The sequence below is a fragment of the Dactylosporangium sp. CA-152071 genome (assembly GCF_050936335.1).
Classification (GTDB): Bacteria; Actinomycetota; Actinomycetes; order Mycobacteriales; family Micromonosporaceae; genus Dactylosporangium; species Dactylosporangium maewongense.
This window is the reverse complement of the sequence record NZ_JBNJMZ010000002.1, coordinates 1,625,536-1,647,445: the sequence shown is the minus strand read 5'-3', so window position 1 is coordinate 1,647,445 and position 21,910 is coordinate 1,625,536. Positions and strand designations below refer to the sequence as shown.

Genomic DNA, 21,910 nt, shown 5'->3' with positions numbered 1-21,910 from the left:
CTCAGGAGGGATGCAGGGGGCTGGAATCGGTCGGGATGGTGGCCGACAGCCGGGTCCCGCCGTCGGCGGGGCTGGTGATGGTGAGGTGGCCGCCGAGTGCCTCGACCCGGTCCTGGAGGCCGGTGAGGCCGGTGCCGCGGTGCGGGTCGGCGCCCCCGATGCCGTCGTCGTAGATCGACAGGTGCAGCATGTCGTTCCGGGTCGCCTGCACGTGCACGACCGTGGCGTGCGCGTGTTTGACCGCGTTGGTCAGCGCTTCGGAAACGATGTAGTACGCGGCCGTCTCGACCACCGGAGGCATGCGCTGGTTGGTGTGGACGTCGAGGTCGACCGGCACCGGGGATCTGCGGGCGAGTGCCCTGAGCGCGGTCGGCAGACCGTCCGAGGCGAGCAGCGTCGGATGGATGCCCCGCGAGATCTCGCGCAGGTTGTCCATGGCACTGTTCAGACCGCGCCGGGCGTGCGCCAGTTCCGACCGGGCCTCCGTCAGTTCCGGCGGCAGGATGGCCTCCGTGGCACCGAGCTGCATCGCGACGGCGAGGAAGTGCTGCATCGCGCCGTCGTGCAGGTTGCGCTCGATGCGCTGGCGGGCCTGGTCCGCGGCGGCGACGAGCCGGGCCCGGGACGCGGCCAGCTCGGCCTTGCCGTCGGCGTTGGCGATGGCGATGGCGGCGAGGTCGGTGAACTCCGCGACGCGTGCCTCGGTGCCGAGCGGCAGCGGCTCGGACCGGACCCACGCCACGCCCGCCACGCCCCACAGCCGCCCGTCGACCACGATCGGCACCCCGACCACGGAATGGATACCCATGTCACGGGCGTACGCGGCGACCGTGCCGGCCGCGCCGTCGAAGCTGTCCACCCTGGCGGCGCACCCCGTGTCGCGCACCTTGACCAGGACGTTCTCGCCATCGATGGGCCAGCGCGCGTCGGTCGTGAGCTCGTCGGTGAGGTTGGTCGCGACCACGCTGGCCGTGCCGTCGGATTCGTAGCGGCACAGCCACGTGCTGTATTCACTCATCAGTCCGTGCAGCTCGGTGGTGATCGCGTCGAAGACCTCGGCCGGCGGGCTGCCGCCGGCCACGAGCTTCGCCACCCGCCCCAACGCGGCCTGTTCGGCGGCGAGCCGGCGCAGCTGCTCCCGGCTTGTTTCGAGGGAGCTCAGCACGGTCGCACGTTCCCGGCTGGCGTGCAGCAGCGGCGTCAACGACGGCACGATGCTGTCCCGCAGCCGTTGCATCGTCTGCTTGGGCGTCTCGGCGGGCACCATCAGGGTCGCGCGCTGGGCGGCGTCGATGTACAGGGGAATCGCCGAGTGGCGGTCATCGCCGGGGACGGTCGCGAGGTGGATCGCGGCGTCCGGCAGTTGGAGGGTTCGCGCGATGCGCTGTGCGACGGCGGGCAGCACCGCGGGGAGGTCGTCGGCGTACAGCAGCAGCCTGGCCATCTCGGCGCTGAGATCGGACTCCTCGGCCTGGACGGTGCGCACCCGGGACAGGTCCGCCACCGCGCTCGTGGCCACCGCGACGATGAGCAGGACTGCCAGGTCGACGACCTGCCGTATGTCCGAGGCGGCGAAACTCTCGAAGGGCCGGGCGTGGAAGTAGATGAACGCCAGGGTGCTCATCACGGCGGTGATCATCCCGAGCCACATGCCCCAGACCATCGAGGTGACCAGCACGCCGACGATGTAGATCATGCCCGGGAAGTACGGATCCATGGCCAGCCGGAGCGGATAGACCAGCAGGGTCTCGACCACGATCAGCGCGGCGGCGACCGCGATCCCCAGCCCGCGGGGCGGGGGTGTCGGTCGCACCAGCCGGGTCAGCGCACCGATCTGCACTGACATCAGTCTAGTCCGACTACGGCGCATCGGATGCTCGCCGTCGCGGCGCCGCCGACCGGGCGGAGTGATCTTTAACCGCCGGTTGGGGCACCTGCACATGCATCTGAACCGGTACGGTGCACGCGTGACAACGCCGCCCTCTCCCACCGGGCCGAACCCGGACTTCCCCGCGTGGGGCGCACCTGACGCCCCCGCACCGGGCATGCCGACCTCCGGCATCCCCACGTCCGGCATGCCTACCTCCGCGACACCCGCCTCCGGTATGCCGGCATTTGGTGCGCCCGCCCCCGGTATGCCCGCATATGGCGCACCCGCCCCCGGTATGCCCGCGTACGGTGCGCCGACCTCCGGCATGCCTGCGTATGGTCCACCCACTTCCGGTATGCCCGCGTATGGAGCTCCCACCTCGGGCATGCCCGCTTATGGAGCGCCGACCTCCGGCATGCCCGCGTACGGGATGCCGGACGCGTCCGGGATGCCGCCCGCCGGTGCTCCCGGCTGGAGTGGGCCGCCCACCGGTCCCGTCATCGGCGGCCCGGGCGCGGGGTGGCCCAATGGTGACCGGGGCACGCCCACGGGGTCGAGGAACAAGCTGATCATCGGCGTCGTCGCCGCCGTGCTCCTGCTCGTGTGCGGTGTCGGTGTGGCCGCGGCCTTCGTCGCCGGTGACCCCGAGCAGAAGCGGACCTCCTCGGGTGCCGCCGGCGGCGCATCGGCGAGCCCGACGCCGAGCAAGGCACCGGAGCCGTTGACCGCCACCGCGTACCAGACGCTCCTGACCGACGCCGACGCGGTGATGGGACCGGCGTGGCAGAAGGTCGCCGCGGCGAAGAACCAGGCGGCGACGGTCGAGGCAGCGCAGGCCCTGGCCGATGCGGTCAAGACGAGCGCGCCCCGGTTCGCGTCCGTCACCCCGCCGAACGAGGCGGCCGCCGGCCACGAGCAGCTCAAGCGGGCGTTCGACTCGTTGGGCAGCGACTTCGTGGCGCTGACCGGAGACGCGAAGAACGGCGAGATCTGCGCCGGTTCCGCGGCGGTCGCCCAGGTGACCGGCTTGCCGGCGGCGACCTACCTCCGGGACGCGGTCAAGGCCTTCGGGACCGCCTTCACGTTCGGCGCGTGGCTGCCGGCGCCGGTCGCCCAGCAGACCCGCACGCTGGCGAACGGCACCATGGTGAAGAAGGGAACCCTCAACGGGTCCGGCGAATTCACGATCAACAACAGCGGCAGCACGACCGACGTCGTCGTGAGCCTCGTCCCGAACGGCGGCAAGGTCGCGGCCTGGACGGTCTATGTCTCGGCCGGCAAGACGTACAAGGTCAAGAAGGTCAAGGACGGCAACTACCAGGTGTACATGGCCACCGGCGTCGACTGGGACCCGGGCGTCGCCGGGTTCACCCGCTCCTGCGAGTTCGAGAAGTTCGAGGACCTCTTCGAGTTCAAGACCACGAGCAGGCAGTACACCACCTGGGAGATCACCCTCAAGGCCAGCGTCGGCGGCAACGCCGACACCGACTCGGTCGACCCCGGCGACTTCCCGCAGTGATCAGGGTCCGCGGCGTCCGCTCACTGCCGAGCTGAGCGGGTGCCGCCGGTGACGGCGCCTACCGAGCGTCGTCACCGGCGGTGCCGTGAACGGCTATGACCCTTCGTCGATAGGGATCTTGACCAGGAGTGCCGTGCCGTGCCTGACCGGGCTCACGACCTCCATGTGGCCGCCGAGGGCCTCGACGCGGTCCTGCAGGCCGATCAGTCCGGACCCCTTGCCGAGGCTGGCTCCGCCGACGCCGTCATCCTGCACCGAGAGCCGGAACACCGCGTTCTCCGCCTCGGCGTTGACGTGCACCATGGTCGCCTTGGCATGCTTGACGGCGTTGGCGAGCGCCTCGGACACGATGTAATACACGGCCGCCTCGGTGTGGTCGGGCAGCCGCCGGTCGATGTTCAGGTTCAGGTCCACCGGAATCGCGCTCCGGCGGGCGAGCGACTTGATCGAGGCGCCGAGCCCGCCCGTGCACATGATCGCCGGATGGATGCCCCGCGAGACCTCCTGCAGGCTCTCGAACACGCCGTTCAGGCCCTGCGCGGTATGTGACAGTTGCGCCTTGTACTTGTTCAGCTCCGGCGGCATCGCCGCCTCGGTCATGCTGAGCTCGAGCCCGAGCGAGACGACACGCTGCAGCGCACCGTCGTGCAAGGCCCGTTCGAACTGCCGCCGGGTGTTGTCGGCGGCGGCGACGATGCGGGCACGGGATGCGGCGAGCTGCGCGCGATGCTCGGCGTTGGCGATCGTGCTCGCGATGAGGCTGCTGAAGTCGGCCAGGCGCCGGTCGGCCGCGGGCGGTATCGCCTCGGCCGTGAAGGACAAGACAGCGAGCATGCCCCAGATACGCCCGTTGACCATGACGGGCACGCCGACCGCCGCGCGGATGCCCAGCCCGCGTTCGGCCGTCGCGGCCGGACCGGGGGCACCGTCGTAGCTGTCGATCCGGGCCGGACGCCGCGTGCGCAGCACCGTCCCGACGATGCCGTCCTCTTCGAGCGGGATCGACGTCGGGCCGCCCAGCTCGCTCAGGCCGGCGAGGCGGGTGGCGGTGCGGTTCGGCTCGTAGCGCATCAGCGCCGTGCGGACGTCACCGAGGGATCGGCAGAGTTCCTCCGTCATCGCGTCGAACACGTCGGTGAGTGCGGATTCCCGTGCGACCAGCATGGCCACGCGCCGCCACGCGGCCTGCTCGTCCACGAGCAGGGCGACCTTGCGGCTCGCGTTCAGCGAGTCGACGATCGCGTCGTGGTCACGCGCCGCGTACAGCAGCCACTCCAGCGTCGGCACCACGTGTTGCCGCAGGCGCTCCAGCGTCCGCTCGGGGAGGTCGGCCGGGACCAGCAGGGTGCCCAGGCGGGTCGCACCGTCACACAGCGGGAGCGCGACCCGCTGCCCGTCCCCGGGAACCACGTCGAGCTCGATCACCGCGGACCGTAGCTCGAGCGCTTGCGCGAGCCGCTGCGACGCCGAGCCGAGCGCCGAACGCAGATCGGCCGCGCACAGCATGCGCTTGGCCAGGCCGGTGGCGAGCGTCGCTTCCTGGCGGCGTTCGGCCGCCTCGGCGGCGCGGGCGCGGGCCAGATCTGCCAGGTGGCCGACCGCCAGCCCGGCCAGGATGAACATCACCACGGTCAGCAGGTCCCGGCGCGTGGTGAAATTCAGCGTCCAGTACGGCTGGACGTGGACGTAGTTGAAGGCGAGGGCGCTGGCGACGGCCGTCAGGATGCTGAGCCACGGCTTCCACACCATCGAGACGACCAGGACGCCGCAGAGGTACACCACGCCGGTGGCGGCCGTCGGAGTGCCGTCCCGGAGGGGGAACATCACGAGGGTCTCCGCCGCGACGCACGCGAAGGCGACGACCAGCCCGAGCCAGGCGGGCGGCGGCTTCGTTCTCAGCAGTAACGGCACCAAGTATCCCGACACCGGCGATCGTTCTTTCGCCTCGCCGTCAACACGACGCCCGCCATCGCGGTCGTGCTGACATAGTTCCTGAACGAGAATTTTACCGCACGGCAGCGGTGTGATCGGGCTGGCGGCCCGCCGATCGTGGAACGGACGCACGCAGCCCGCCGTTCGTCCCGGCCCGCGGTGACGAGCCGGATCGCACGATGATGTGTCGCGCTAGGCAAGTGCGCCGGCTGCTTCTGCGCTCACCAGATCGGCCGTCTCCGGGGCCATGAGACGGGTCAACGCCGCGCCGGCGGCTCCGGCCAGTGCCTCGAGCCGGGCCAGTTCCTCGTCGGTGACCCGGTGCGGCTGGATCCAGTAGGCGCCGATCGCCCCCAGCGGATCCTCGACACGCATCGGGACGATGGCGAGGCTCTTCACGAATGTCGGCCGGTACGCCTCCTGCGGCACCCGTTCGTCGAACTGGATGTCCGGCACGATGGCCGGTTGACGGTTGAGCATCGACCACCCGCTGATGCACTGCCGCACGGGGAATCGTTGCCCTTTCCACAGCGGGCTCACCGCGTCCTCGTCGGCGTAGAAGCAGTACCCGTCTTCCAGAAGCACCACGGTGGAGCCGTGCGCGTTCGCCAGGCGCCTCGCGGCGCCCCGGATGATGTGTTGAGCCTGCTCGACGTCCTGCACCAGGGCCAGATCGGCCACCGCGATGTTCAGTAGCTCGGACGCATCCATGATCGATGGTCCTTCCGGTCACGACGTCGCACGCCCTGGAGGTGGTGTGGTCGACACCCTCAATTCCAGTATTCGACGCTCCGGCCGTGCCGGCAAACGTCGGGCGGGTGGTTCGGTGGCGGCAGCGCTGGGCGCGGCGGTGCGGGATGCCCCGCCCGGCGCTGCCGCGGTGGGTGGGTCAGGTGCGGAACGGGCCGGTGACGCAGTACGTGATGCCGCCCGACGAGGCGCCGGTCGTGCCGCGCTGGGAGGAGAAGTAGAGGCGGTTGCCGACGGGAGTGAACGCCGGTCCGGTGATCTCCGACGAGCTCTGCCCGGTGACGCGCAGGAAGACGGAGATCTTGTCGTCCGGCGTGATGAGGCAGATCTCCATGTTGCCGCCGTCCTCGGCGACGTACAGGTCCCCGGCGGTGGACCCGGTGACGTTGTCGACGCCGGTGAGCGGGGCGGTGCCGGGGCTGACCAGGTTGTCGTCGTAGGCCAGCTCGTACGTGCCGCCGGCGAGGTTGATCTGCCAGACGCGGTTGTCACCCTTGGTGGTGAACCAGACGGTGTTGTCGGCGTAGTGGCAGCCCTCGCCGCCGTTGAACGACTTCGCGCCGGAGACCTGGCTGCGGGTGGCGGTGGGGGAGCCGTCCGGGTCGGGGACGTTCGCCCAGGTGAACGAGCCGGACGTGGCGCTGCCGGCCACCAGCACCTGCAGCGTGCCCGACGACAGGTCGCCCCACGTGGTCGGCACGAAGCGGTAGAACTTGCCGTTGGTCTCGTCCTCGGTCAGGTAGATGACGCGGCGAACCGGGTCGGCCGCGGCGGCCTCGTGCTTGAACCGGCCCATCGCCGGACGGGCCACAGCGGTGCCGCCGAGCGGGTAGGTCTCCCAGACCCGGCCGAGGCTGATCTCCTCGCACGACAGCCACGTGTTCCACGGCGTCTTCCCGCCGGCACAGTTGTTGTTGGTGCCGGAGAGGATCCGCGACGCCCCGACCACGGCGCCACTGGCGTCGAAGACCAGCCGCGACGCGCCGCCGCCGGAGCCCGAGCTGGTCTCGGCGTTGGACACGTAGATCCACCCGGTGCCGTTGGGGATGACGGCGCCGCCGTCGGGCGCGTCGTGCCACACGTACGAGGTGCCGGGCACCGTCTGCCGGGACCGGGCGACGACCGAGCTCGTGAACCCGGCGGGCAGCTGGATCCCGTTGGCGTCGGCGGCCTGCAGCGCCCCGTACGGCCCGGCGGCGTTCTGCGCGGGCGCGGCGTACGCCGCCGACCACGCGGTGAAGGGCAGCGCCAGCCCGCCGGCCCCAGCGACGGTGGCGCGCAGCAACGTACGACGATCCATGAGCCCTCCCAGGTTGCGGAACCAAGGAGACCGACCCTTCCGGACCCGCCCGAGTCATCGATGAACGTGAGTCTATGGCCGTCTGAACATCACACGGCCACGAGCCGCGGCCCTGCCCGCGAGGTGTCTGCTCGGCGGCGGGTGTCCTCCGTCTGAGCCAACGGCCGTGTGAGGGGTGTCCCGGCTGACTCCTACTCGTTGTAGGTGACGTGGGCGGACAGGCGGGGGCCGCCCGGGAGGGCGGGCGCATGACCAACGGCTACACGAAGGTGTTCCAGAACGCCGACGCGGTCGACAAGTACGAGCACACCACGTACGCGCCGGGCACGTACGCGTCGCATGTCGGCAGCCGGCAACGTGCGTACCTGCGGGCGCTGGTGCGGCGGACGTTCCGGACCTGGCGGCCGACGCAGCACGACTTCGCCTGCGGGACCGGGCGGGCGATCCGTGCCCTGCACGGCCTTGTCCACGAGGCGCACGGCTACGACACCTCCGCCGACATGATGGCCAAGGCCGCCGAGCTCGGCGTCAACGCCGCGTTTCACCAGGTGGCGGCCGACGGGCCCGTGCCCGCGCCGGTGCCGACACACGGTCCGGCGATCGTGACCATGTTCCGGTTGATGCTCAACGTCGAGGACGATGTCCGGCACCGGGCCCTGTCGTTCGCCGCCGAGGCGCTGCCGAACGCCGAGGCGGGGCTGCTCGTCGTCGAGAACCACGGCAACGCCCGGTCGGTGCGTCACCTGCGGGCCCGCCGGCAGGCGGACAACCCGTGGTTCGCCGAGCTGTCCCACCGGCAGATGTACGGGTTGCTGCGGTCGCACGGGTTCGAGGTCGTACAGCGGCGCGGGTTCGCGATGCTGAGCAAAGGCTGGTACGAGCGGCCAGGGCTCAACCGTGCGGCGCGCGCCTTCGACGCCGTCGCGGGGAAGGTGCCCGGCGCGGACGAGTTCGCCGTCAACGTCGTCTACGTCGCGCGCCGCGGGTGACCACGTCCGCGGGCGTCTTCAGCGCCGCTTCAGGTCGCCACCGCTAGGTTCAGGAGTATGACCAGGTGGTGGGGGCGGTTGACGGGGCGGTTCGGGGTGCGGATGCGGTCCGCGCTCGCCGCGGCGGCCGTCGTCGCCGTCGCGGCGCTCGCCAGCGGGGCGACGCTCGTGGTCGCCGCCCGGTTCATCCTCACCGACAACATCGACCAGGCGATCGGCCAGCGCGCCACCCAGGTCGCCGCGGCGCTCGGCACCGCGGACGGGGCCGGTCTCGCCGCCACGCTGCGGCCGACCGCGCGGGACCGCACCGTCGTCCAGGTGGTCGACGGGGGTGGGCGGGTCGTCGCGGCGTCGGCCGCCGTCGCCGGGAGCGGCGCGATCTCCCCGCTGCGACCCCAGCCGGGGCAGACGCTGCGCGAGCAGCGCGGGCTCGAGCTCGCCCGCGACGATCACTTCCGGATCGTGGCGCTGGGGGTCAGCACCCCCGCCGGGCCGCGGACGGTCCTGGTCGCGCAGTCGCTCGACGAGGTCAACGACGGGACCGAGGCGGTCATCGGCGCGCTCGCCGTGGGGATGCCGTTGCTCACCCTCGTCGTCGGCGCGGCCACGTTCCTGTTCGTCGGCCGTACGCTGCGCCCGGTCGACGCGATGCGCCGCCAGGCCGACACGATCACCGCCCGCAACCTGCACGCCCGGCTGCCGGTGCCGGCCACCGCCGACGAGATCGCCGCGCTCGCCACGACGATGAACACGATGCTGGACCGGATCGAGTCGGCCTCCGACGCCCAGCGCCGGTTCGTCGCCGACGCCAGCCACGAGCTGCGCAGCCCGCTGTCGACCATCCACGCCGGCCTCGACCTGCTGGCCGCCGCCGACCTGCCGCCGGCCGCCGGCGTCCACGTCACCCGGATGCGGCACGAGAGCGCCCGGATGGCCCGGCTCATCGCCGACCTGCTGCTGCTCGCCCGCATCGACGAGTCGGGTCCGCAGCTGCGCCGGGAGGACGTCGACCTCGACGACATCGTCTACACCGAACGCGACCGGCTCAGCGCCGGCCACCCCGGCCTGCGGGTGGAGGCTCGGGTCAGCCCCGTCCGCGTCGACGGCGATCCGCACCACCTGCAGCGGGTCCTGCGCAACCTGCTCGACAACGCCGCCCGGCACGCCCGCGGCCGCGTCGAGATCGGCCTGAGCGCGGCCGGCGGCACGGCCGAGCTGACCGTCGCCGACGACGGGCCCGGCATCCCGGCGGCCGAGCGGGAGCGGGTCTTCGGCCGGTTCGTGCGACTCGACGACGACCGCTCCCGCCAGGCCGGCGGCACGGGCCTCGGGCTGCCGATCGCCCGCGACGTCGTCGCCGCGCACGGCGGCACGCTCACCGTCCACGAAGGGCCCGACGGCGGCGCGCTGCTGCGGATCCGGCTGCCCATGGCGCCCGGCTGACCGGACACCACCCCGCGCGGCCCGGCCGTCATGCGACCGCGGCCACTCCAGTCAGGCGCGGGCGACGGCGACGAGGTCGGCGCCCGCGGCGCTGCCCGCCCGGTGATCGGCCACCACGCGCGGTTTACAGCCAGGCGCGGGCGACGGCGACGAGGTCGGCGCCCGCGGCGCTGCCCGCCCGGTGATCGGCCACCACGCGCGGTTTACAGCCAGGCGCGGGCGACGGCGACGAAGTCGGCGGCCGCGGCGCTGCCCGCCGCCACACAGACGACCACGACCGCCGTGCTCGCGGCCATGGCGGCCCGGAAGCGGCCCGCGGCGCGGAAACGGTCGGCGGCCGGCCGGGTGAGCGCCTGGACGCGGCGCACGACGTCGGACCCGCCGGCCGCGAGGCCACCGGCGGGACGCCGCCCGCCGCCGGCCAGGGCGACCTTCGCGATGGCCCGGGCCACGACGTGCCGGTCCCCGACCGTGGCCGCGGCCGTCTCGTCCGCGCTGCGCTCCACCAGCAGCGCGACGACCCGGGAGACCGGGCGCAGCAGCGGGTTGGCGGCCGCGGCGGCGGTGGCGAACGCGACCGTCCGGTGATGGCGGTGGCGCAGGTGCGCGTGCTCGTGGGCGAGGACCGCGGCGCGTTCGGTGCGGTCCAGCAGCCGCAGCAGGCCCGCGGTCACCAGCACGTGCCCGGCCCGGCCGGCGCCCGCCGGCACCGCCACGGCGTGCGGCTCGGGAAGGTCGGCGACGAGCAGCCCGTCGTGCGGCACCCCGGCGGCGAGCAGGTCCCGGGTGACGGCCCGCGCCTGCCGCAGGTGCGCCACGCAGCGCCGGCCGACCCAGACCAGGGCGGCCGCCGCGGCCAGCGCCACCACGCCCGGGACCGGCTCGGGCAGCGGGTAGGCGGCCGCGTGCTCCCGGGCCTCCAGCGCGGGCAGGTCATCGAGCAGCGTCAGCGCCAGCAGCGCCAGGCTGCCGGTGCTGACCGTGGCCGCAAGTGCGGCAGCGGCGGCGAGGGCCCGGGCCGTCCACTCCGGCGCGGCCGCGGCGGCCAGCGAACGCGCGGCGACCGCGAGCAGGGCCGGCAGCAGCAGCGGCAGGTAGACGGCGACGGTCACGCCGGCGGCTCCTGCCGCAGCAGCGCGCGCAGCGTCGCCAGGTCGTCCTCGGCGAGGTCGTCGGTGAACCGGCGCAGCACCGCCTGCCGGTCCGTCGGCCCGTCCAGCACCGCCCGCATCTGCTGGGCCGCCGCCGTCGCCGCGTCCCGGGCCGGCCAGTACACGTGACCCCGCCCGCGCCCGGCGGGCCGGCGCTCCAGCAGACCCTTGTCGTGCAGCCGCACGAGGATCGTCTGCACGGTGTTGTACGCCAGGCCGGCGTCGAGCGCGGCCTGCAGCTGGGCCGGGGACAGCGGCTCGCCGGCGGCCCACAGCGCGGCCATCGCCTGAGCCTCCAGTGAGCCCGGGGCACGGCGCGCGTTGGAGTCAGCCACGATCACCACCATATCCGTGACCTGCCCGGCGGCCCGCGCGCTACCCGTGCTGTCCGCGCCCGCCGGCGGCGGTGAGCGTGGCGGTGCGGGCCTGCCAGGCCGAGGTGACGGCGTCCAGCAGCGTGTGCCGGGGCCGCCAGCGCAGGTCGGCACGGATGCGGTCGATCGCCGCGACGACCTCCGGCGGGTCACCCGGACGTGGCGGGCCGGACCGGACCGGGACCGGCGCGCCGGTGACCGCGGCGACGGCCCGCACGACGTCCAGCACCGAGTGCCCGCGGCCGGCGCCGGCGTTGTACACCGCGGCACGGTGACCGCGGGTGAGGTGGCGGGCGGCGAGCCGGTGCGCCTCGGCGAGGTCCGCCACGTGCACGTAGTCGCGCACGCCGGTGCCGTCCGCGGTCGGCAGCGCGGTGCCGGCGATGGTCAACGGCACCCCGGTCTCCTGCGCCGCGAATGTGAGCGGCAGCAGGTTCGTGGCGCCGCGGTCGCCGAGGTGCGGGGCGCCCGCGCCGACGGCGTTGAAGTAGCGCAACGCGATCCAGGACAGGTCGTGCGCCCGGCCCGCGGCGGCTACGAGGTCCTCCGCGACGAGTTTCGTCTGCCCGTACGGGTTGACCGGCCGGGCCGGCGCGTCCTCCGCGACGGTCGCGGTGCCGGGCACGCCGTACACGGCGGCCGACGACGAGAACACCAGCCGGCGCACACCGGTGTCGACCATCGCGGCGAGCAGCGCGGCGACGAGTCCGACGTTCTGCTGGTGGTACCAGATGGGACGGCGCACCGACTCCGGCACGGACTTGCTGCCCGCCAGGTGCATGACCCCGGTGACGCGGTGCCGCTCGAGCGTCGCCCGCAGCAGCACCGGGTCACCGGCGTCGGCGACGACGAGCGGCACCGCGGCGGGAAGGCGGGCGGGGTCGCCGGTGGACAGGTCGTCGAGGGCGACGACCGGCTCCCCGGCCGCCACGAGGGCCGCGACGACGTGCGCGCCGATGTATCCGGCGCCGCCGGTGACGAGCCACGTCATCGCGGCACCGCCTGATGCGCGGCGTCGGTGCCGACCGCGGCTTGCATCGCCGCGTCGGTGGCGGCGGTGAGCGCGGCGGCGCCGCCCGTGAGCCGCTGCGAGCCGGCGAGGGCGAGCAGCCAGCCCCAGGTGCGGGGGAGTGTGGTCAGCTGCCGCCGGTACAGGCCGCGCAGCAGCACCCCGGCCCGCCGTGGCACCAGGTCGACGAAGTCGCGCCGGTCGACCTGGTGCCCGCCGGCGCGCAGGCGGCGGGTCAGTTCGGCGGCGGCGCCGTCGTGTCCGGCGCCGAAGCTGGCCGAGACGACGACGATGCGCTGTCGTGCCGCTGGATGGTGCATTCCGGGCTCCCCTCCGGCCGGTGCGTCCGGCCGTCGTCACGCTGAGGGGATGGTGGCCGCGCGGTCCTGAAGGAACGCTGAACCCGCAGACCGCGGGCGAGGGCGACGGTGACGGCGGTGGCGAGGAGCCAGCCGCCGAGGACGTCGCTGGGCCAGTGCGCGAGCAGCGCGACCCGGCTGACGCCGACGAGCACGGCCCAGGTGCCGGCGACGGCGACGAGGACGCGGCGCGACCGGCGGCCGGTCAGGACGGCGCACCCGAGCACGATGAGGATGCCGGCGGTCACTGCCGAGGACGTGGTGTGCCCGGACGGGAACGCCCATCCGGCGGTCGGGGTGAGCCGGTCGACCGGGCGCGGCCGGTGCACCAGGGTCATGACGGTGAGCCGGACGGCGGTGGCGGCCGTGGCGGTGCCGAGCAGGAACCACAGGCCGGTCCGCCACCGCTTCCACAGCAGGACCACGGCGAGCAGCAGCCCGGCCGGCACCAGCACCAGGCTGTCGGCGCTGTGGGTGATCGCCGACATCACCGCGCGCCAGCCGTCGTGCCGCAGGGCGGCGTGGCGGGCCGCCTCGCTGACCGCGGAGTCGAGGCGGACCAGCGGGCCGAACCGGACGACGACGAGGACGGTGAGCAGGCCCAGCGCGGCCGCGCAGAGCACCGGGACGCGACGCATCAGCCGCCGTCCGGGTCCATGCGGTAGCCGGCGCCGCGGACGGTGCGGATCGCGGACCGTCCGTACGGGTGGTCGATCTTCTTGCGGATGTAGCCGACGTAGACCTCGATGATGTTCGGGTCGCCGTCGAACGCGGCGTCCCACACGTTCTCGATGATGGCGGTCTTGGTGACCACGTCACCGGCGTGCCGCATCATGAACTCCAGCAGCGCGAACTCCCGCGGCGTGACCGGGATCTCGTCGTCGCCGCGGGTCACCCGCCGCCGCGCCGGGTCCAGGCGCAGGTCGCCGGCGCTGAGCACGACCGGCCGTTGCGGCGCGCCGCGGCGGATCAGGGCCCGCAGCCGGGCGACGAGCACCACGAACGAGAACGGTTTGGTGAGGTAGTCGTCGGCGCCGAGGTCGAGCCCGTCGGCCTCGTCGTAGTCGCCGTCCTTCGCGGTCAGCATCAGCACCGGCGTCCACACGTCACGCTGCCGCAGCTGCCGGCACACCTCGTAGCCGCTCAGCCCCGGCAGCATGATGTCCAGCACGATCGCGTCGTAGGCGCCGTTGGGTGACTCGGTCGCCGCCCACAGCCCGTCCACACCGTTGAACATCACGTCGGTGGTGAAGCCCTCGATGCGCAGGCCGTCCCGGATCGTCTCGGCCAGCCCGACCTCGTCCTCGACCAGCAGCAGCCGCACTCCGCCTCCTAGGGGTAGGTCCGGGCGTTGATTGGGACCGGCTCGCCGGGCCCGCCGGCCCGTTCGTCGACGACGTCCACCCGGCTGCGGGTCAGGTGGACGACGAGCAGGACCGACGCGAGCAGGAACACCACGCTCGGTCCGACCGTACCCAGGCCCAGACCGCCGGCGTCACGGGACTGCGAAAGCCGGTCGCCGAGCGACGCGCCGAGCGGTCGGGTCAGCACGTACGCGGCCCAGAACGCCGGGACCGGACCCAGAGCGCGCAGCCGGTTCATGTTGAGCAGGTCGGCGGCGGTCTCGCCCACCGTGGCGGCCAGGACCTTGATGATCCAGAAGTAGACGGTGACTTCGGGCACCTTGTTCGCCGTACGGCGGGCGACCTTCATGACGGGAGCCTCACAGGTGGGACCTGAACGGTCGCTGAAAGCGCCCGCACCCGAACGGGTGGGCAGCAGGGCCGCGCACGCCACGACGTAGGCGAGCGTCAGCGGCGGCGTCCTGGCGTCGTGGACGCCGAGCACCCGCAGCGCCGACAGCTCGGTGTCGGCGATGGTGAAGCGCAGGGCGTTGCTGGTCCCCGGGTCGGCGAGGAAGAACGGCAGCCACGCCGCGGCGACCACTGTGGCCATGCCCGCCGCGCCGGTCAGCACCGCCCGCCGGTTGCCGAGCAGGAGCAGGACGCAGCCGAACGGCAGGGCCCACGGTTTGGCGTCGACGGCCAGGCCCAGCAGGACGCCGGTGACGACCGGCCCGCGGCCGGTCCCGGGCCGCCGACCATGTGGTGATCGTGGTGATCGAGAACAAGCGGTACGACGCCGTCATCGGCCACAGCAGGACCACTACTCGATCCTGCGCACCGTCCAGCAGTGCTACGGGCTGCCGCCGCTCGGCGAGTCCGCCGGACGCGCTCCGCTCCAGCTGCGCTGAGCACGCCGTTCATCGAATTCTCAGGTTCGCCGCCCTACCTTCGCCGGCCATGAGCGCTGAACACGAATCCGCAGCTCCGGACCTGCCCGAGATCGAGAACGGCCAACCTCTGTGGCCCGGCCCTGCGCCGGCCTCAGCGACGACGCGGTCCCGGTGGTCGGGGTTCGTCGCCACGCCCGGCCGTGCCGCAGTGATGGCCGTCGCGGCAACCTTGGTCCTGGCGGTGGTTCCCTGTGCCGCCCTGGGCGCGGTCGCCGGAGCCGCGATCGTCGGCCTGCACGGCGAGGGCGGCGACCGGCACGGGGAGCACGCCGACCACGGCGACCGCCGGGACCGCGGCGAACAGGCCGACCGGGACGAAGGCGGGGAACGCGACGACGACGGGCCGGTGGCCACCGCCTCCCCGTCCGTGCCCCCTGCCGGCGCGTCCCCGACCGCCGGCCCGACGCCCTGAGTGGCCGCCACGGTCGCTCCGCTTGCGTATTCCTACAACATGTAGGAGATTGGCGGCGTTAGGTAAGCCTACGCTCGGAGCGGCTCGTGGGAACGGTCTGCGTCCTGGAGGTCACCGCCTGGCTGCTGTTCGGGGGCGTCATGCTCGCCCTGTTCTTCCGGCCCGCGCCGCGCACCGCGGTCGTCGCGCGCCCGTGACGGCCGGCGGCGCCTTCATCGGATTCTCAGGTTCGGATCCCTACCTTGGCCAGGATGAACTACCGACTGTTCCAGCTGATCAACGACCACGCCGGCCGGGTCGACGGGGTCGACGACATCATGGAGTTCCTCGCCGGCCCGTTCATCTACGTCGTGTTCGCGGCGTTCGCCGCGGTCGTCGTGTGGGCGCTGCGGGGCGGCCGGCGCGGCCAGGTCGCCTACGTGTTCGCCGCGCTGCTGGTGGCGTTTCTCGGCGCGCAGCTGCTGAACCACCTGAACGGGCAGCTGCGCCCGTTCCAGACGCACCAGGTGCACCAGCTCGTCGCGCACGCCGGCGGGGTGTCACTGCCCAGCGACCACGCCACCGCCGCATTCGCGATCGCTCTGGCCGTCGGGGTGTTCCTGCACCGCGGCGCGGGCGTCGCCCTGCTGGTCGCGGCAGTCGCGGTCGGGGTGGCCCGGATCTGGGTAGGCGTGCACTACCCGGGCGACATCCTCGCCGCACTCGGCATCGCCACCGCGGCGGTCGCCCTCGTCGCATCAGCTCCGGCCGCAACCGTCGTAAGGAAGACCGCGTGAAGTTCCTGGACCCCGAATGGCTCATCTCCACCTTCGGGATGCTCGGCGTCTTGGCGATCGTCTTCGCCGAGTCCGGCCTGCTGATCGGGTTCTTCCTGCCCGGCGACTCACTGCTGTTCACCACCGGGCTGCTCGTCGCCGACGGCCGCTACCTGCACCAGCCGCTGTGGCTGGTGTGCCTGCTGGTGTCGGTCGCCGCGTTCGCCGGTGACCAGTTCGGCTACCTGTTCGGCCGGCGGGTCGGCTCCGCGCTGTTCCGGCGGCCGAACTCGAGGCTGTTCAAGCAGGAGCACCTCGCCAAGGCGCAGGAGTTCTTCGCCCGGTACGGTGCCCGGTCGATCGTCCTGGCCCGCTTCGTGCCGGTGGTGCGGACGTTCACCCCGATCGTCGCCGGCACCAGCGGCATGCACTACCGCACGTTCGTGTTGTACAACGCCGTCGGCGGCGCGCTGTGGGGCACCGGCGTCACGGTGCTGGGCTACTTCCTGGGGCAGATCGCGTTCGTGAAGTCCAACATCGAGCTGATCCTCATCGGCGTCGTCGTGCTGTCGGTGGTGCCGATCGGCGTCGAGCTCCTGCGGGCCCGTTCGCGCCGGCGGTGAGCGGTCCGGCACCACCGTCCTGAACGCACGTCCGCGCCCCGCCGGCTCAGCCGACGATCTTGCCGGCGCCGCCGGGACCCTTCTGCGCCTCGGCCAGGAAGGCCTTCATGTCGATGGTCTCCAGGCCGCTCCCGGCGACGACGACCTTCGTGCCGGCCACGAGCGACGGGTACAGCGACGACTGGTCGTCCGCGTACGCCACGGCGCGCTCCGGCGTCTTGAACTCGACGAAGATGACCTGCTGGATCCGGTTGGGCAGCAGCTCGTCGGCGGTCTTGTAGCAGTCGAACTGCTTGAAGAACACGCCGTCGGCCCTGAAGGCCTCGTCGAGGCCGGTGGAGTTGTCGTCCCACTTGCCGATCGGGCAGTTCGGGTCCTTCGTCAGCCGCTCACTGGCCAGCTTGGCGACGGCGTCGTAGCTCAGCCCAGCTCACGCACAGCGCGGCGGGCCCATCCAGGATCGGAGGGGCCCGCCGGTCTGGTGACGCCTGGTTACACGTTGACGCCGTAGTCCTTCGCGATGCCGGCCAGGCCGGACGCGTAGCCCTGCCCGACGGCGCGGAACTTCCACTCGCCGCCGTTGCGGTACAGCTCGCCGAAGACCAGCGCGGTCTCCGTCGAGTAGTCCTCGCTCAGGTCGTACCGGGCCAGCTCGTTGTTGTCGGCGGAGTTGACCACCCGGATGAACGCGTTGGTGACCTGCCCGAAGGACTGATTGCGGGCGTCGGCGTCGTGGATGGACACCGGGAAGACGATCTTGTCAACCTCGGGGGCGACCCCGGCGAGGTTCACCTTGATCATCTCGTCGTCACCCTCGCCCTCACCGGTCAGGTTGTCACCGGTGTGCTCGACTGTGCCGTCGGGCGACTTGAGGTTGTTGAAGAACACGAAGTGCTGGTCGGACAGGACCTTGCCGTCCGCGCCCACGAGCAGCGCGCTGGCGTCCAGGTCGAAGTCCGCGCCGGTGGTGGTGCGCACGTCCCAGCCCAGACCCACGTTGACCGCGGCCAGGCCGGGCGCGGCCTTGGTCAGACTGACATTGCCGCCCTTGCTGAGGCTGACTCCCATGAATCCTCCAGATCGATGCCGGCACGAGTGCGGTCCGCGCCGGCTGACGTTTGCAGACGGTGCTACAGGTGACGCCGAACTGTCCTGCGACGCCGGCCAGGCCGGGTGCAGCACAGACCCCCCAGCGAGGATGCAGTCACCGCTCGCCGGTCCATCATGCTCCGCGACCCTGGACGTTCGCTGTGAGTCACGACGAGACACGGCCAATTTTTGCATCGTCACCCTGGCGTCGCGCCGTCGACCTTACGAATCAGCAGCCACATGCCGGTGGACCGCAGGTGCTGGACGAGGTCGAGGCCGGGGCGCTGGTTGGTGCCGGGCAGCACGAAGACGAACTCGGCGCCCTCGCCGCGGCCGCCCGGCCAGCCGACGGTCACCACGGTCCGGGTGAACGTCATTCCGGCGGCCAGCAGCGCCTGCTCGACCACGTCGACGCCCTCGTTGACCGCCGTCAGGTGGAACGCCGACACACCCCGGTAAACCTGCATGGCGGCATTGTCCATCGAAGCGCCGTCACGCGGAACCGGTCAGGGTCTGCGTGCCGAGCACGACGGCGAGGGCGAGCCGGTCGGCGTCGTCGGTGCCCGGCTCGGCCGTGTAGACGGTGATGCGCAGGTCGTCGGCGGTGACGACGAGCGTGTCGCAGTCCAGGGTGATCCGGCCGACGGCCGGGTGCTCGACGGTCTTGTGCCGCGACGGCTCCGACGGGGGTGCGGGCGCCGCGCCCTCCCACAGCTCGGTGAAGCGCGGGCTCGAGGCCGCGAGGTCGTCGATCAGCCGGCGCAGCGAACGGTCCGCCGGATACCGCGACGCGGTCTGGCGCAGGTCCGCCACCAGCAGCGCCGTGTGACGGGCCTGCTCCTGCGCGGTGTGGACGACACGGGTCGGGAAGCCGGCGAGGTTGCGCCAGACGGCGTTGCGTTCCAGGCCGTGCCAGCCCGACGTCTCGCCCATGAGCGCGTCGTACGGGGCGTTCGCGACCACCAGCGTCCAGGTGGCGTCGTACACGACGACCGGGGTGTGCGCGAGCCGGTCGAGCAGCCGCTGCACGCTCGGCGGGATGTGCGACGGCACGACGTCGGCGCCGGGCGGGGCGTGGCCGGCGAGCCGGTAGAGCAGGTCCCGGTCGGGACCGGACAGGCGCAGCGCCCGCGCGAGGGCCTGCACCACCTGTGCCGACGGCGCCGTCGCCCGCCCCTGCTCCAGCCGGGTCAGGTAGTCCGCGGAGATCCCGGCGAGCCCGGCGAGCTCCTCGCGGCGCAGTCCCGCGGCGCGGCGGCGCCGGCCGACCGGCGGTCTCCGGCGCGACCCGGTCACGCCAGCGGCGCACCGCCCGGCCGAACTCCCACTGCTCCACCCGCCCAGTCTCCACCGAGGCCGGCGGGCGTGTCCTGGCCCTGGCAGTCCTACGACAACGCGACGACTGCCTGACGGCGTTGCGGGCGGTCACGCTCGGAGCATGACAACGCTCATCACCGGCCCGACCCGAGGTCTGGGCCGCGCCACCACCCTCGCCGTGGCCGACCGGCCGGGCGCCGAGCTCCTGCTGGTCGGCCGGGCCGGGCCCGCGCTGCGCGAGGTCGCCGACGAGGCGCGGGCGCGTGGCGCCACCGTCCATGAGATCGGCTGCGACCTGTCGCGGTTGGCCGATGTACGGGCAGCGGCTGCCACCGTCCGGCACCTCGTCGCCGCCGGGACGGTGCGCCCCATCGGCGCGCTGATCGCCAACGCGGGCCACATGTCGGCCGACACGCGGGCCGCGTCCGCCGACGGCTACGAGCTGACCTTCGCCGTGAACCACCTCGCGCACGCCCAGCTCATCGCGGACCTGCTCGGCTCGCCGGCGGAGCCGGCCCGGATCGTGCTGCTCGGCTCCAACACGTACAGCGTCAACTTCTGGCGCCGGGTGCTCGGGGTGCCGGAGGCGCGGTGGCGCGACCCCGTGGAGCTCGCCCGGCCGGCGCCCGCCGGCGCGAAGCCGGACATGACCGCGTCGGGAGTCGCCTACAGCACCGCCAAGCTGGCGATCCTGTACTACGCCCACGAGCTGCAACGGCACGCCCCGGGGGTGGCTGTGTCGGTGTTCGAGCCCGGCTGGATGCCCGGCACCGCCCTGAGCCGCGGGGCCCCGCGGGCGCTGCAGGCGATCGGTCGCGGGCTGGGCCGCCTGCCGTTCGTGTCCACCCCGCGCCGCTCCGGCCCGATGCTCGCCTCCGTGGCGCTGGACGAGCGGTGGGCGCGCCTGCGTGACGGCGCGTTCGTGGTGAAGGACCGGCTGACCGAGGTCCGCCCGGTCGCCCACGACCGCGAGCGGGAGCGCCGCCTGTGGATCGCCACCGCGGAGCTGCTCGCCGCGAGCGGCGCGGCCGTCTGACGACCGCGCCACCCACCGCGTGCGTTACGCCGCGATCTGCCAGAGCTGGCAGGTGTTGTTGAGCCACATCCACAGCTGCACCTTGGTGCCGTTGGCGGTGCCGCAGTTCTGGTCGTCGAGGACCATGCCGCTGTTCTCGACGACGAGCTCGTAGCGGCCGTTGCCGGCCGGGATGACCGCCCACTGCTGGCAGGTGTTGCCCAGCGACTGCCACAGGTTGGTGGCGGTGCCGAGCGCCAGGCCGCAGTTGACGGCGTCGAGGACCTTGTTGGCGTTGACGTTGGTGATCGTCCACTTGTTGGGGCCGACGCTGTTGAAGCGCCACTGCTGGCAGGTGTTGCCCAGTGCCTGCCACACGTCGATCTGCGTGCCGTTGGCGGTGCCGCAGTTGACCGCGTCGAGGACCTTGCCGCTGGCGAGGTTCGTCAGCCGGTACGTGGCGCCGTTGACGGGGAACGTGACGCTCTTGCTGTACCCGACGGCGACGATGTTGGACTGGACCGAGTTCTCCGTGGCGTCGCTCGGGTAGCCGCTGGTCATGACGCCCTCGAAGAACGAGCCGACGGAGCCGTTGCTGTTGTCGCCGCCGATGCCCAGGATGATGGCGCCCTGCTTGGTCATCGGGCGGTAACCGGACTGGGTCGGCAGGCCGCCGTCGTACCGTGTGGCGAGGCTGCCGGACTGCGCGTTGCCGTCCTTGATGGCGTACGTCGTGGTGCCGTTGTTCTTCAGCATCGCGGTCACGAACGCGCTGTTGCGGCCGGTGTTGGCCGTCCAGGACCCGTTGCCGCCGGCGAAGAGCCCGTTCTCCAGGTCCGCAGCGACCCGCGGCCCGGCCGAGCAGGGGGAGAACCAGCACAGGTTGCCGAAGTAGATGGCGTCCATGTCGCCGTTGCCGGTGTCGAGATTGTTCGTCTCGGCGTTGCCGTAGTCGAAGCAGCACCGGTCGTTGACGTGGGTGCCCTCGGTCACCATGTACATGCCCTCGGGCTGGCTGCCGGTGGCGACGCCGTTGGTGTTGTTGTTGCGGTACCCGTTGCCGGCCGAGATGTACACGCCGTACACCTTGTGCCCGCCGGCGGTGATGGGCAGCGCCGCCGCGTTCGCGCCCTGGTCGGCGGTCGGGTTGGCGCCGCCGCCGGGGGCGATCGTGAGGTCGTTGTGCCGCGACGTCTGGTCGTAGATGCGCACGATCGTGCAGTACGTGCCGTTGCAGAACGAGTCCTGCGCGGCGGCGTTGGCGTAGCCGCCGGCGCTGAGCACGCCGATGTTCGACGTCGCGCCGTCGGACCAGCGCCGCACCTGGTACAGCGAGCCGCTGTAGGAGCCGAACAGCGCTCGGGTGGTGCTGTGCGCGGCGACGCAGGGGGTGCCGCCGCCGGCGTAGATGTCGCAGGGGCCCGTGCCGGCCGCCTGCGCGACCGTGGTCGACAGTGCGACCAGCGCCGCGGCGACGATCGCCGTGGCAGCGGCGGCGGCGAGTGCCGTGCGCCGCAGAGACCTGAGATGCATGGTGCGCCTTTCCCGGGGTGTCGGCAGCTGTACTGGCGGACGCTGCCTTCATGTGAGCGATCACATTCGAATCCGACACAGGGGCCCCTGGCGTTTCGAGGGTGAGTGTTATCGCTCACATTGACGATGTCAAGTGGGGACGCCGTCGGCGCGGCCGCGCGGGGTCCGCCGGTC

General features: G+C 72.6%; 23 protein-coding genes. 7 read left to right on the top strand and 16 right to left on the bottom strand.

Going from position 1 to position 21,910, the window contains the following annotated elements:
* Position 1: 1 nt before the first annotated feature.
* A complete protein-coding gene (locus ACQEVZ_RS47270) occupies positions 2 to 1,840 on the bottom strand; it encodes a DUF4118 domain-containing protein (RefSeq protein ID WP_433380798.1) in 1,839 nt (612 codons plus the stop codon).
* A 415-nt stretch (positions 1,841 to 2,255) separates the two neighbouring features.
* Here ACQEVZ_RS47270 and ACQEVZ_RS47265 point away from each other — a divergent pair, with 415 nt between their 5' ends.
* The gene (locus ACQEVZ_RS47265; RefSeq protein WP_433380795.1) at positions 2,256 to 3,389 is read left to right on the top strand and encodes a hypothetical protein; all 1,134 of its coding nucleotides are present in this window, start codon (positions 2,256 to 2,258) and stop codon (positions 3,387 to 3,389) included.
* Between the two features lie 93 nt (positions 3,390 to 3,482).
* Here ACQEVZ_RS47265 and ACQEVZ_RS47260 read toward each other — a convergent pair whose 3' ends face one another.
* The 3 genes from ACQEVZ_RS47260 to ACQEVZ_RS47250 form a co-directional block, all read right to left on the bottom strand.
* Positions 3,483 to 5,453 (bottom strand): DUF4118 domain-containing protein, encoded by a 1,971-nt coding sequence (locus tag ACQEVZ_RS47260; protein ID WP_433380792.1) that lies wholly within the window; start codon positions 5,451 to 5,453, stop codon positions 3,483 to 3,485.
* 60 nt (positions 5,454 to 5,513) lie between these two features.
* Positions 5,514 to 6,032, bottom strand: coding sequence for a GAF domain-containing protein (locus tag ACQEVZ_RS47255; RefSeq protein WP_433380789.1), 519 nt, complete (start codon positions 6,030 to 6,032; stop codon positions 5,514 to 5,516).
* Between the two features lie 178 nt (positions 6,033 to 6,210).
* Positions 6,211 to 7,371, bottom strand: a complete 1,161-nt coding sequence (locus ACQEVZ_RS47250; protein WP_433380786.1) for an alkaline phosphatase PhoX — start codon at positions 7,369 to 7,371, stop codon at positions 6,211 to 6,213.
* Between the two features lie 248 nt (positions 7,372 to 7,619).
* On the opposite strand from ACQEVZ_RS47250, the gene ACQEVZ_RS47245 reads away from it, so the two are divergent.
* Complete coding sequence (locus ACQEVZ_RS47245; RefSeq protein WP_433380783.1) at positions 7,620 to 8,360, top strand: methyltransferase domain-containing protein; 741 nt, start codon at positions 7,620 to 7,622, stop codon at positions 8,358 to 8,360.
* Positions 8,361 to 8,417: 57 nt separating this feature from the next.
* A complete protein-coding gene (locus ACQEVZ_RS47240; protein WP_433380780.1) occupies positions 8,418 to 9,803 on the top strand; it encodes a sensor histidine kinase in 1,386 nt (461 codons plus the stop codon).
* 203 nt (positions 9,804 to 10,006) lie between these two features.
* Here ACQEVZ_RS47240 and ACQEVZ_RS47235 read toward each other — a convergent pair whose 3' ends face one another.
* Genes ACQEVZ_RS47235 through ACQEVZ_RS47205 form a run of 7 tightly spaced genes read right to left on the bottom strand, consistent with a single transcriptional unit; the run spans position 10,007 to position 14,673 of the window.
* Entirely contained in the window at positions 10,007 to 10,915 is a 909-nt protein-coding gene (locus ACQEVZ_RS47235) for a M48 family metalloprotease (protein ID WP_433380777.1), read from the bottom strand.
* A complete protein-coding gene (locus tag ACQEVZ_RS47230) occupies positions 10,912 to 11,289 on the bottom strand; it encodes a BlaI/MecI/CopY family transcriptional regulator (protein ID WP_344500552.1) in 378 nt (125 codons plus the stop codon). Before ACQEVZ_RS47230 ends, ACQEVZ_RS47235 begins: the two co-directional genes overlap by 4 nt.
* Before the next feature lie 40 nt (positions 11,290 to 11,329).
* Positions 11,330 to 12,319 (bottom strand): UDP-glucose 4-epimerase GalE, encoded by a 990-nt coding sequence (gene galE, locus ACQEVZ_RS47225; RefSeq protein WP_433380773.1) that lies wholly within the window; start codon positions 12,317 to 12,319, stop codon positions 11,330 to 11,332.
* Positions 12,316 to 12,657: a hypothetical protein gene (locus ACQEVZ_RS47220; protein ID WP_433380770.1), complete on the bottom strand. Its 342-nt coding sequence runs from the start codon at positions 12,655 to 12,657 to the stop codon at positions 12,316 to 12,318. The genes galE and ACQEVZ_RS47220 overlap by 4 nt, the downstream gene beginning before the upstream one ends.
* On the bottom strand, positions 12,573 to 13,334 hold the full coding sequence (locus ACQEVZ_RS47215) for a phosphatase PAP2 family protein (protein ID WP_433380767.1): 762 nt from the start codon (positions 13,332 to 13,334) through the stop codon (positions 12,573 to 12,575). Before ACQEVZ_RS47215 ends, ACQEVZ_RS47220 begins: the two co-directional genes overlap by 85 nt.
* Complete coding sequence (locus ACQEVZ_RS47210) at positions 13,334 to 14,020, bottom strand: response regulator transcription factor (RefSeq protein WP_344500560.1); 687 nt, start codon at positions 14,018 to 14,020, stop codon at positions 13,334 to 13,336. Before ACQEVZ_RS47210 ends, ACQEVZ_RS47215 begins: the two co-directional genes overlap by 1 nt.
* An 8-nt stretch (positions 14,021 to 14,028) precedes the next feature.
* Positions 14,029 to 14,673 carry a hypothetical protein gene (locus tag ACQEVZ_RS47205; protein ID WP_433380763.1) on the bottom strand — a complete coding sequence of 215 codons (645 nt, stop codon included), beginning with the start codon at positions 14,671 to 14,673 and terminating at the stop codon, positions 14,029 to 14,031.
* Positions 14,674 to 14,999: 326 nt separating this feature from the next.
* Here ACQEVZ_RS47205 and ACQEVZ_RS47200 point away from each other — a divergent pair, with 326 nt between their 5' ends.
* The 3 genes from ACQEVZ_RS47200 to ACQEVZ_RS47190 all read left to right on the top strand — a co-directional run bounded on the left by ACQEVZ_RS47200 (position 15,000) and on the right by ACQEVZ_RS47190 (position 16,782).
* Positions 15,000 to 15,404, top strand: coding sequence for a hypothetical protein (locus ACQEVZ_RS47200; protein ID WP_433380760.1), 405 nt, complete (start codon positions 15,000 to 15,002; stop codon positions 15,402 to 15,404).
* Positions 15,405 to 15,655: 251 nt separating this feature from the next.
* Positions 15,656 to 16,180 carry a phosphatase PAP2 family protein gene (locus tag ACQEVZ_RS47195; RefSeq protein ID WP_433380757.1) on the top strand — a complete coding sequence of 175 codons (525 nt, stop codon included), beginning with the start codon at positions 15,656 to 15,658 and terminating at the stop codon, positions 16,178 to 16,180.
* 38 nt (positions 16,181 to 16,218) lie between these two features.
* Positions 16,219 to 16,782 (top strand): DedA family protein, encoded by a 564-nt coding sequence (locus tag ACQEVZ_RS47190; protein ID WP_433386107.1) that lies wholly within the window; start codon positions 16,219 to 16,221, stop codon positions 16,780 to 16,782.
* A 46-nt stretch (positions 16,783 to 16,828) separates the two neighbouring features.
* On the opposite strand, the gene ACQEVZ_RS47185 is transcribed toward ACQEVZ_RS47190, so the two are convergent.
* From ACQEVZ_RS47185 to ACQEVZ_RS47170, 4 genes are all read right to left on the bottom strand, one after another.
* Positions 16,829 to 17,086, bottom strand: coding sequence for a hypothetical protein (locus ACQEVZ_RS47185; protein ID WP_433380754.1), 258 nt, complete (start codon positions 17,084 to 17,086; stop codon positions 16,829 to 16,831).
* Between the two features lie 188 nt (positions 17,087 to 17,274).
* Positions 17,275 to 17,850 carry a TerD family protein gene (locus ACQEVZ_RS47180; RefSeq protein ID WP_344500570.1) on the bottom strand — a complete coding sequence of 192 codons (576 nt, stop codon included), beginning with the start codon at positions 17,848 to 17,850 and terminating at the stop codon, positions 17,275 to 17,277.
* Between the two features lie 218 nt (positions 17,851 to 18,068).
* Positions 18,069 to 18,338 (bottom strand): hypothetical protein, encoded by a 270-nt coding sequence (locus tag ACQEVZ_RS47175; protein WP_433380750.1) that lies wholly within the window; start codon positions 18,336 to 18,338, stop codon positions 18,069 to 18,071.
* A 25-nt stretch (positions 18,339 to 18,363) separates the two neighbouring features.
* On the bottom strand, positions 18,364 to 19,167 hold the full coding sequence (locus ACQEVZ_RS47170; RefSeq protein WP_433380747.1) for a helix-turn-helix transcriptional regulator: 804 nt from the start codon (positions 19,165 to 19,167) through the stop codon (positions 18,364 to 18,366).
* A gap of 142 nt (positions 19,168 to 19,309) precedes the next feature.
* Here ACQEVZ_RS47170 and ACQEVZ_RS47165 point away from each other — a divergent pair, with 142 nt between their 5' ends.
* Positions 19,310 to 20,224 carry an SDR family NAD(P)-dependent oxidoreductase gene (locus tag ACQEVZ_RS47165; RefSeq protein WP_433380744.1) on the top strand — a complete coding sequence of 305 codons (915 nt, stop codon included), beginning with the start codon at positions 19,310 to 19,312 and terminating at the stop codon, positions 20,222 to 20,224.
* Between the two features lie 24 nt (positions 20,225 to 20,248).
* Here the strand turns inward: ACQEVZ_RS47165 and ACQEVZ_RS47160 are convergent, their stop codons facing one another.
* Positions 20,249 to 21,736: an arabinofuranosidase catalytic domain-containing protein gene (locus ACQEVZ_RS47160; RefSeq protein ID WP_433380742.1), complete on the bottom strand. Its 1,488-nt coding sequence runs from the start codon at positions 21,734 to 21,736 to the stop codon at positions 20,249 to 20,251.
* Between the last annotated feature and the right edge of the window lie 174 nt (positions 21,737 to 21,910).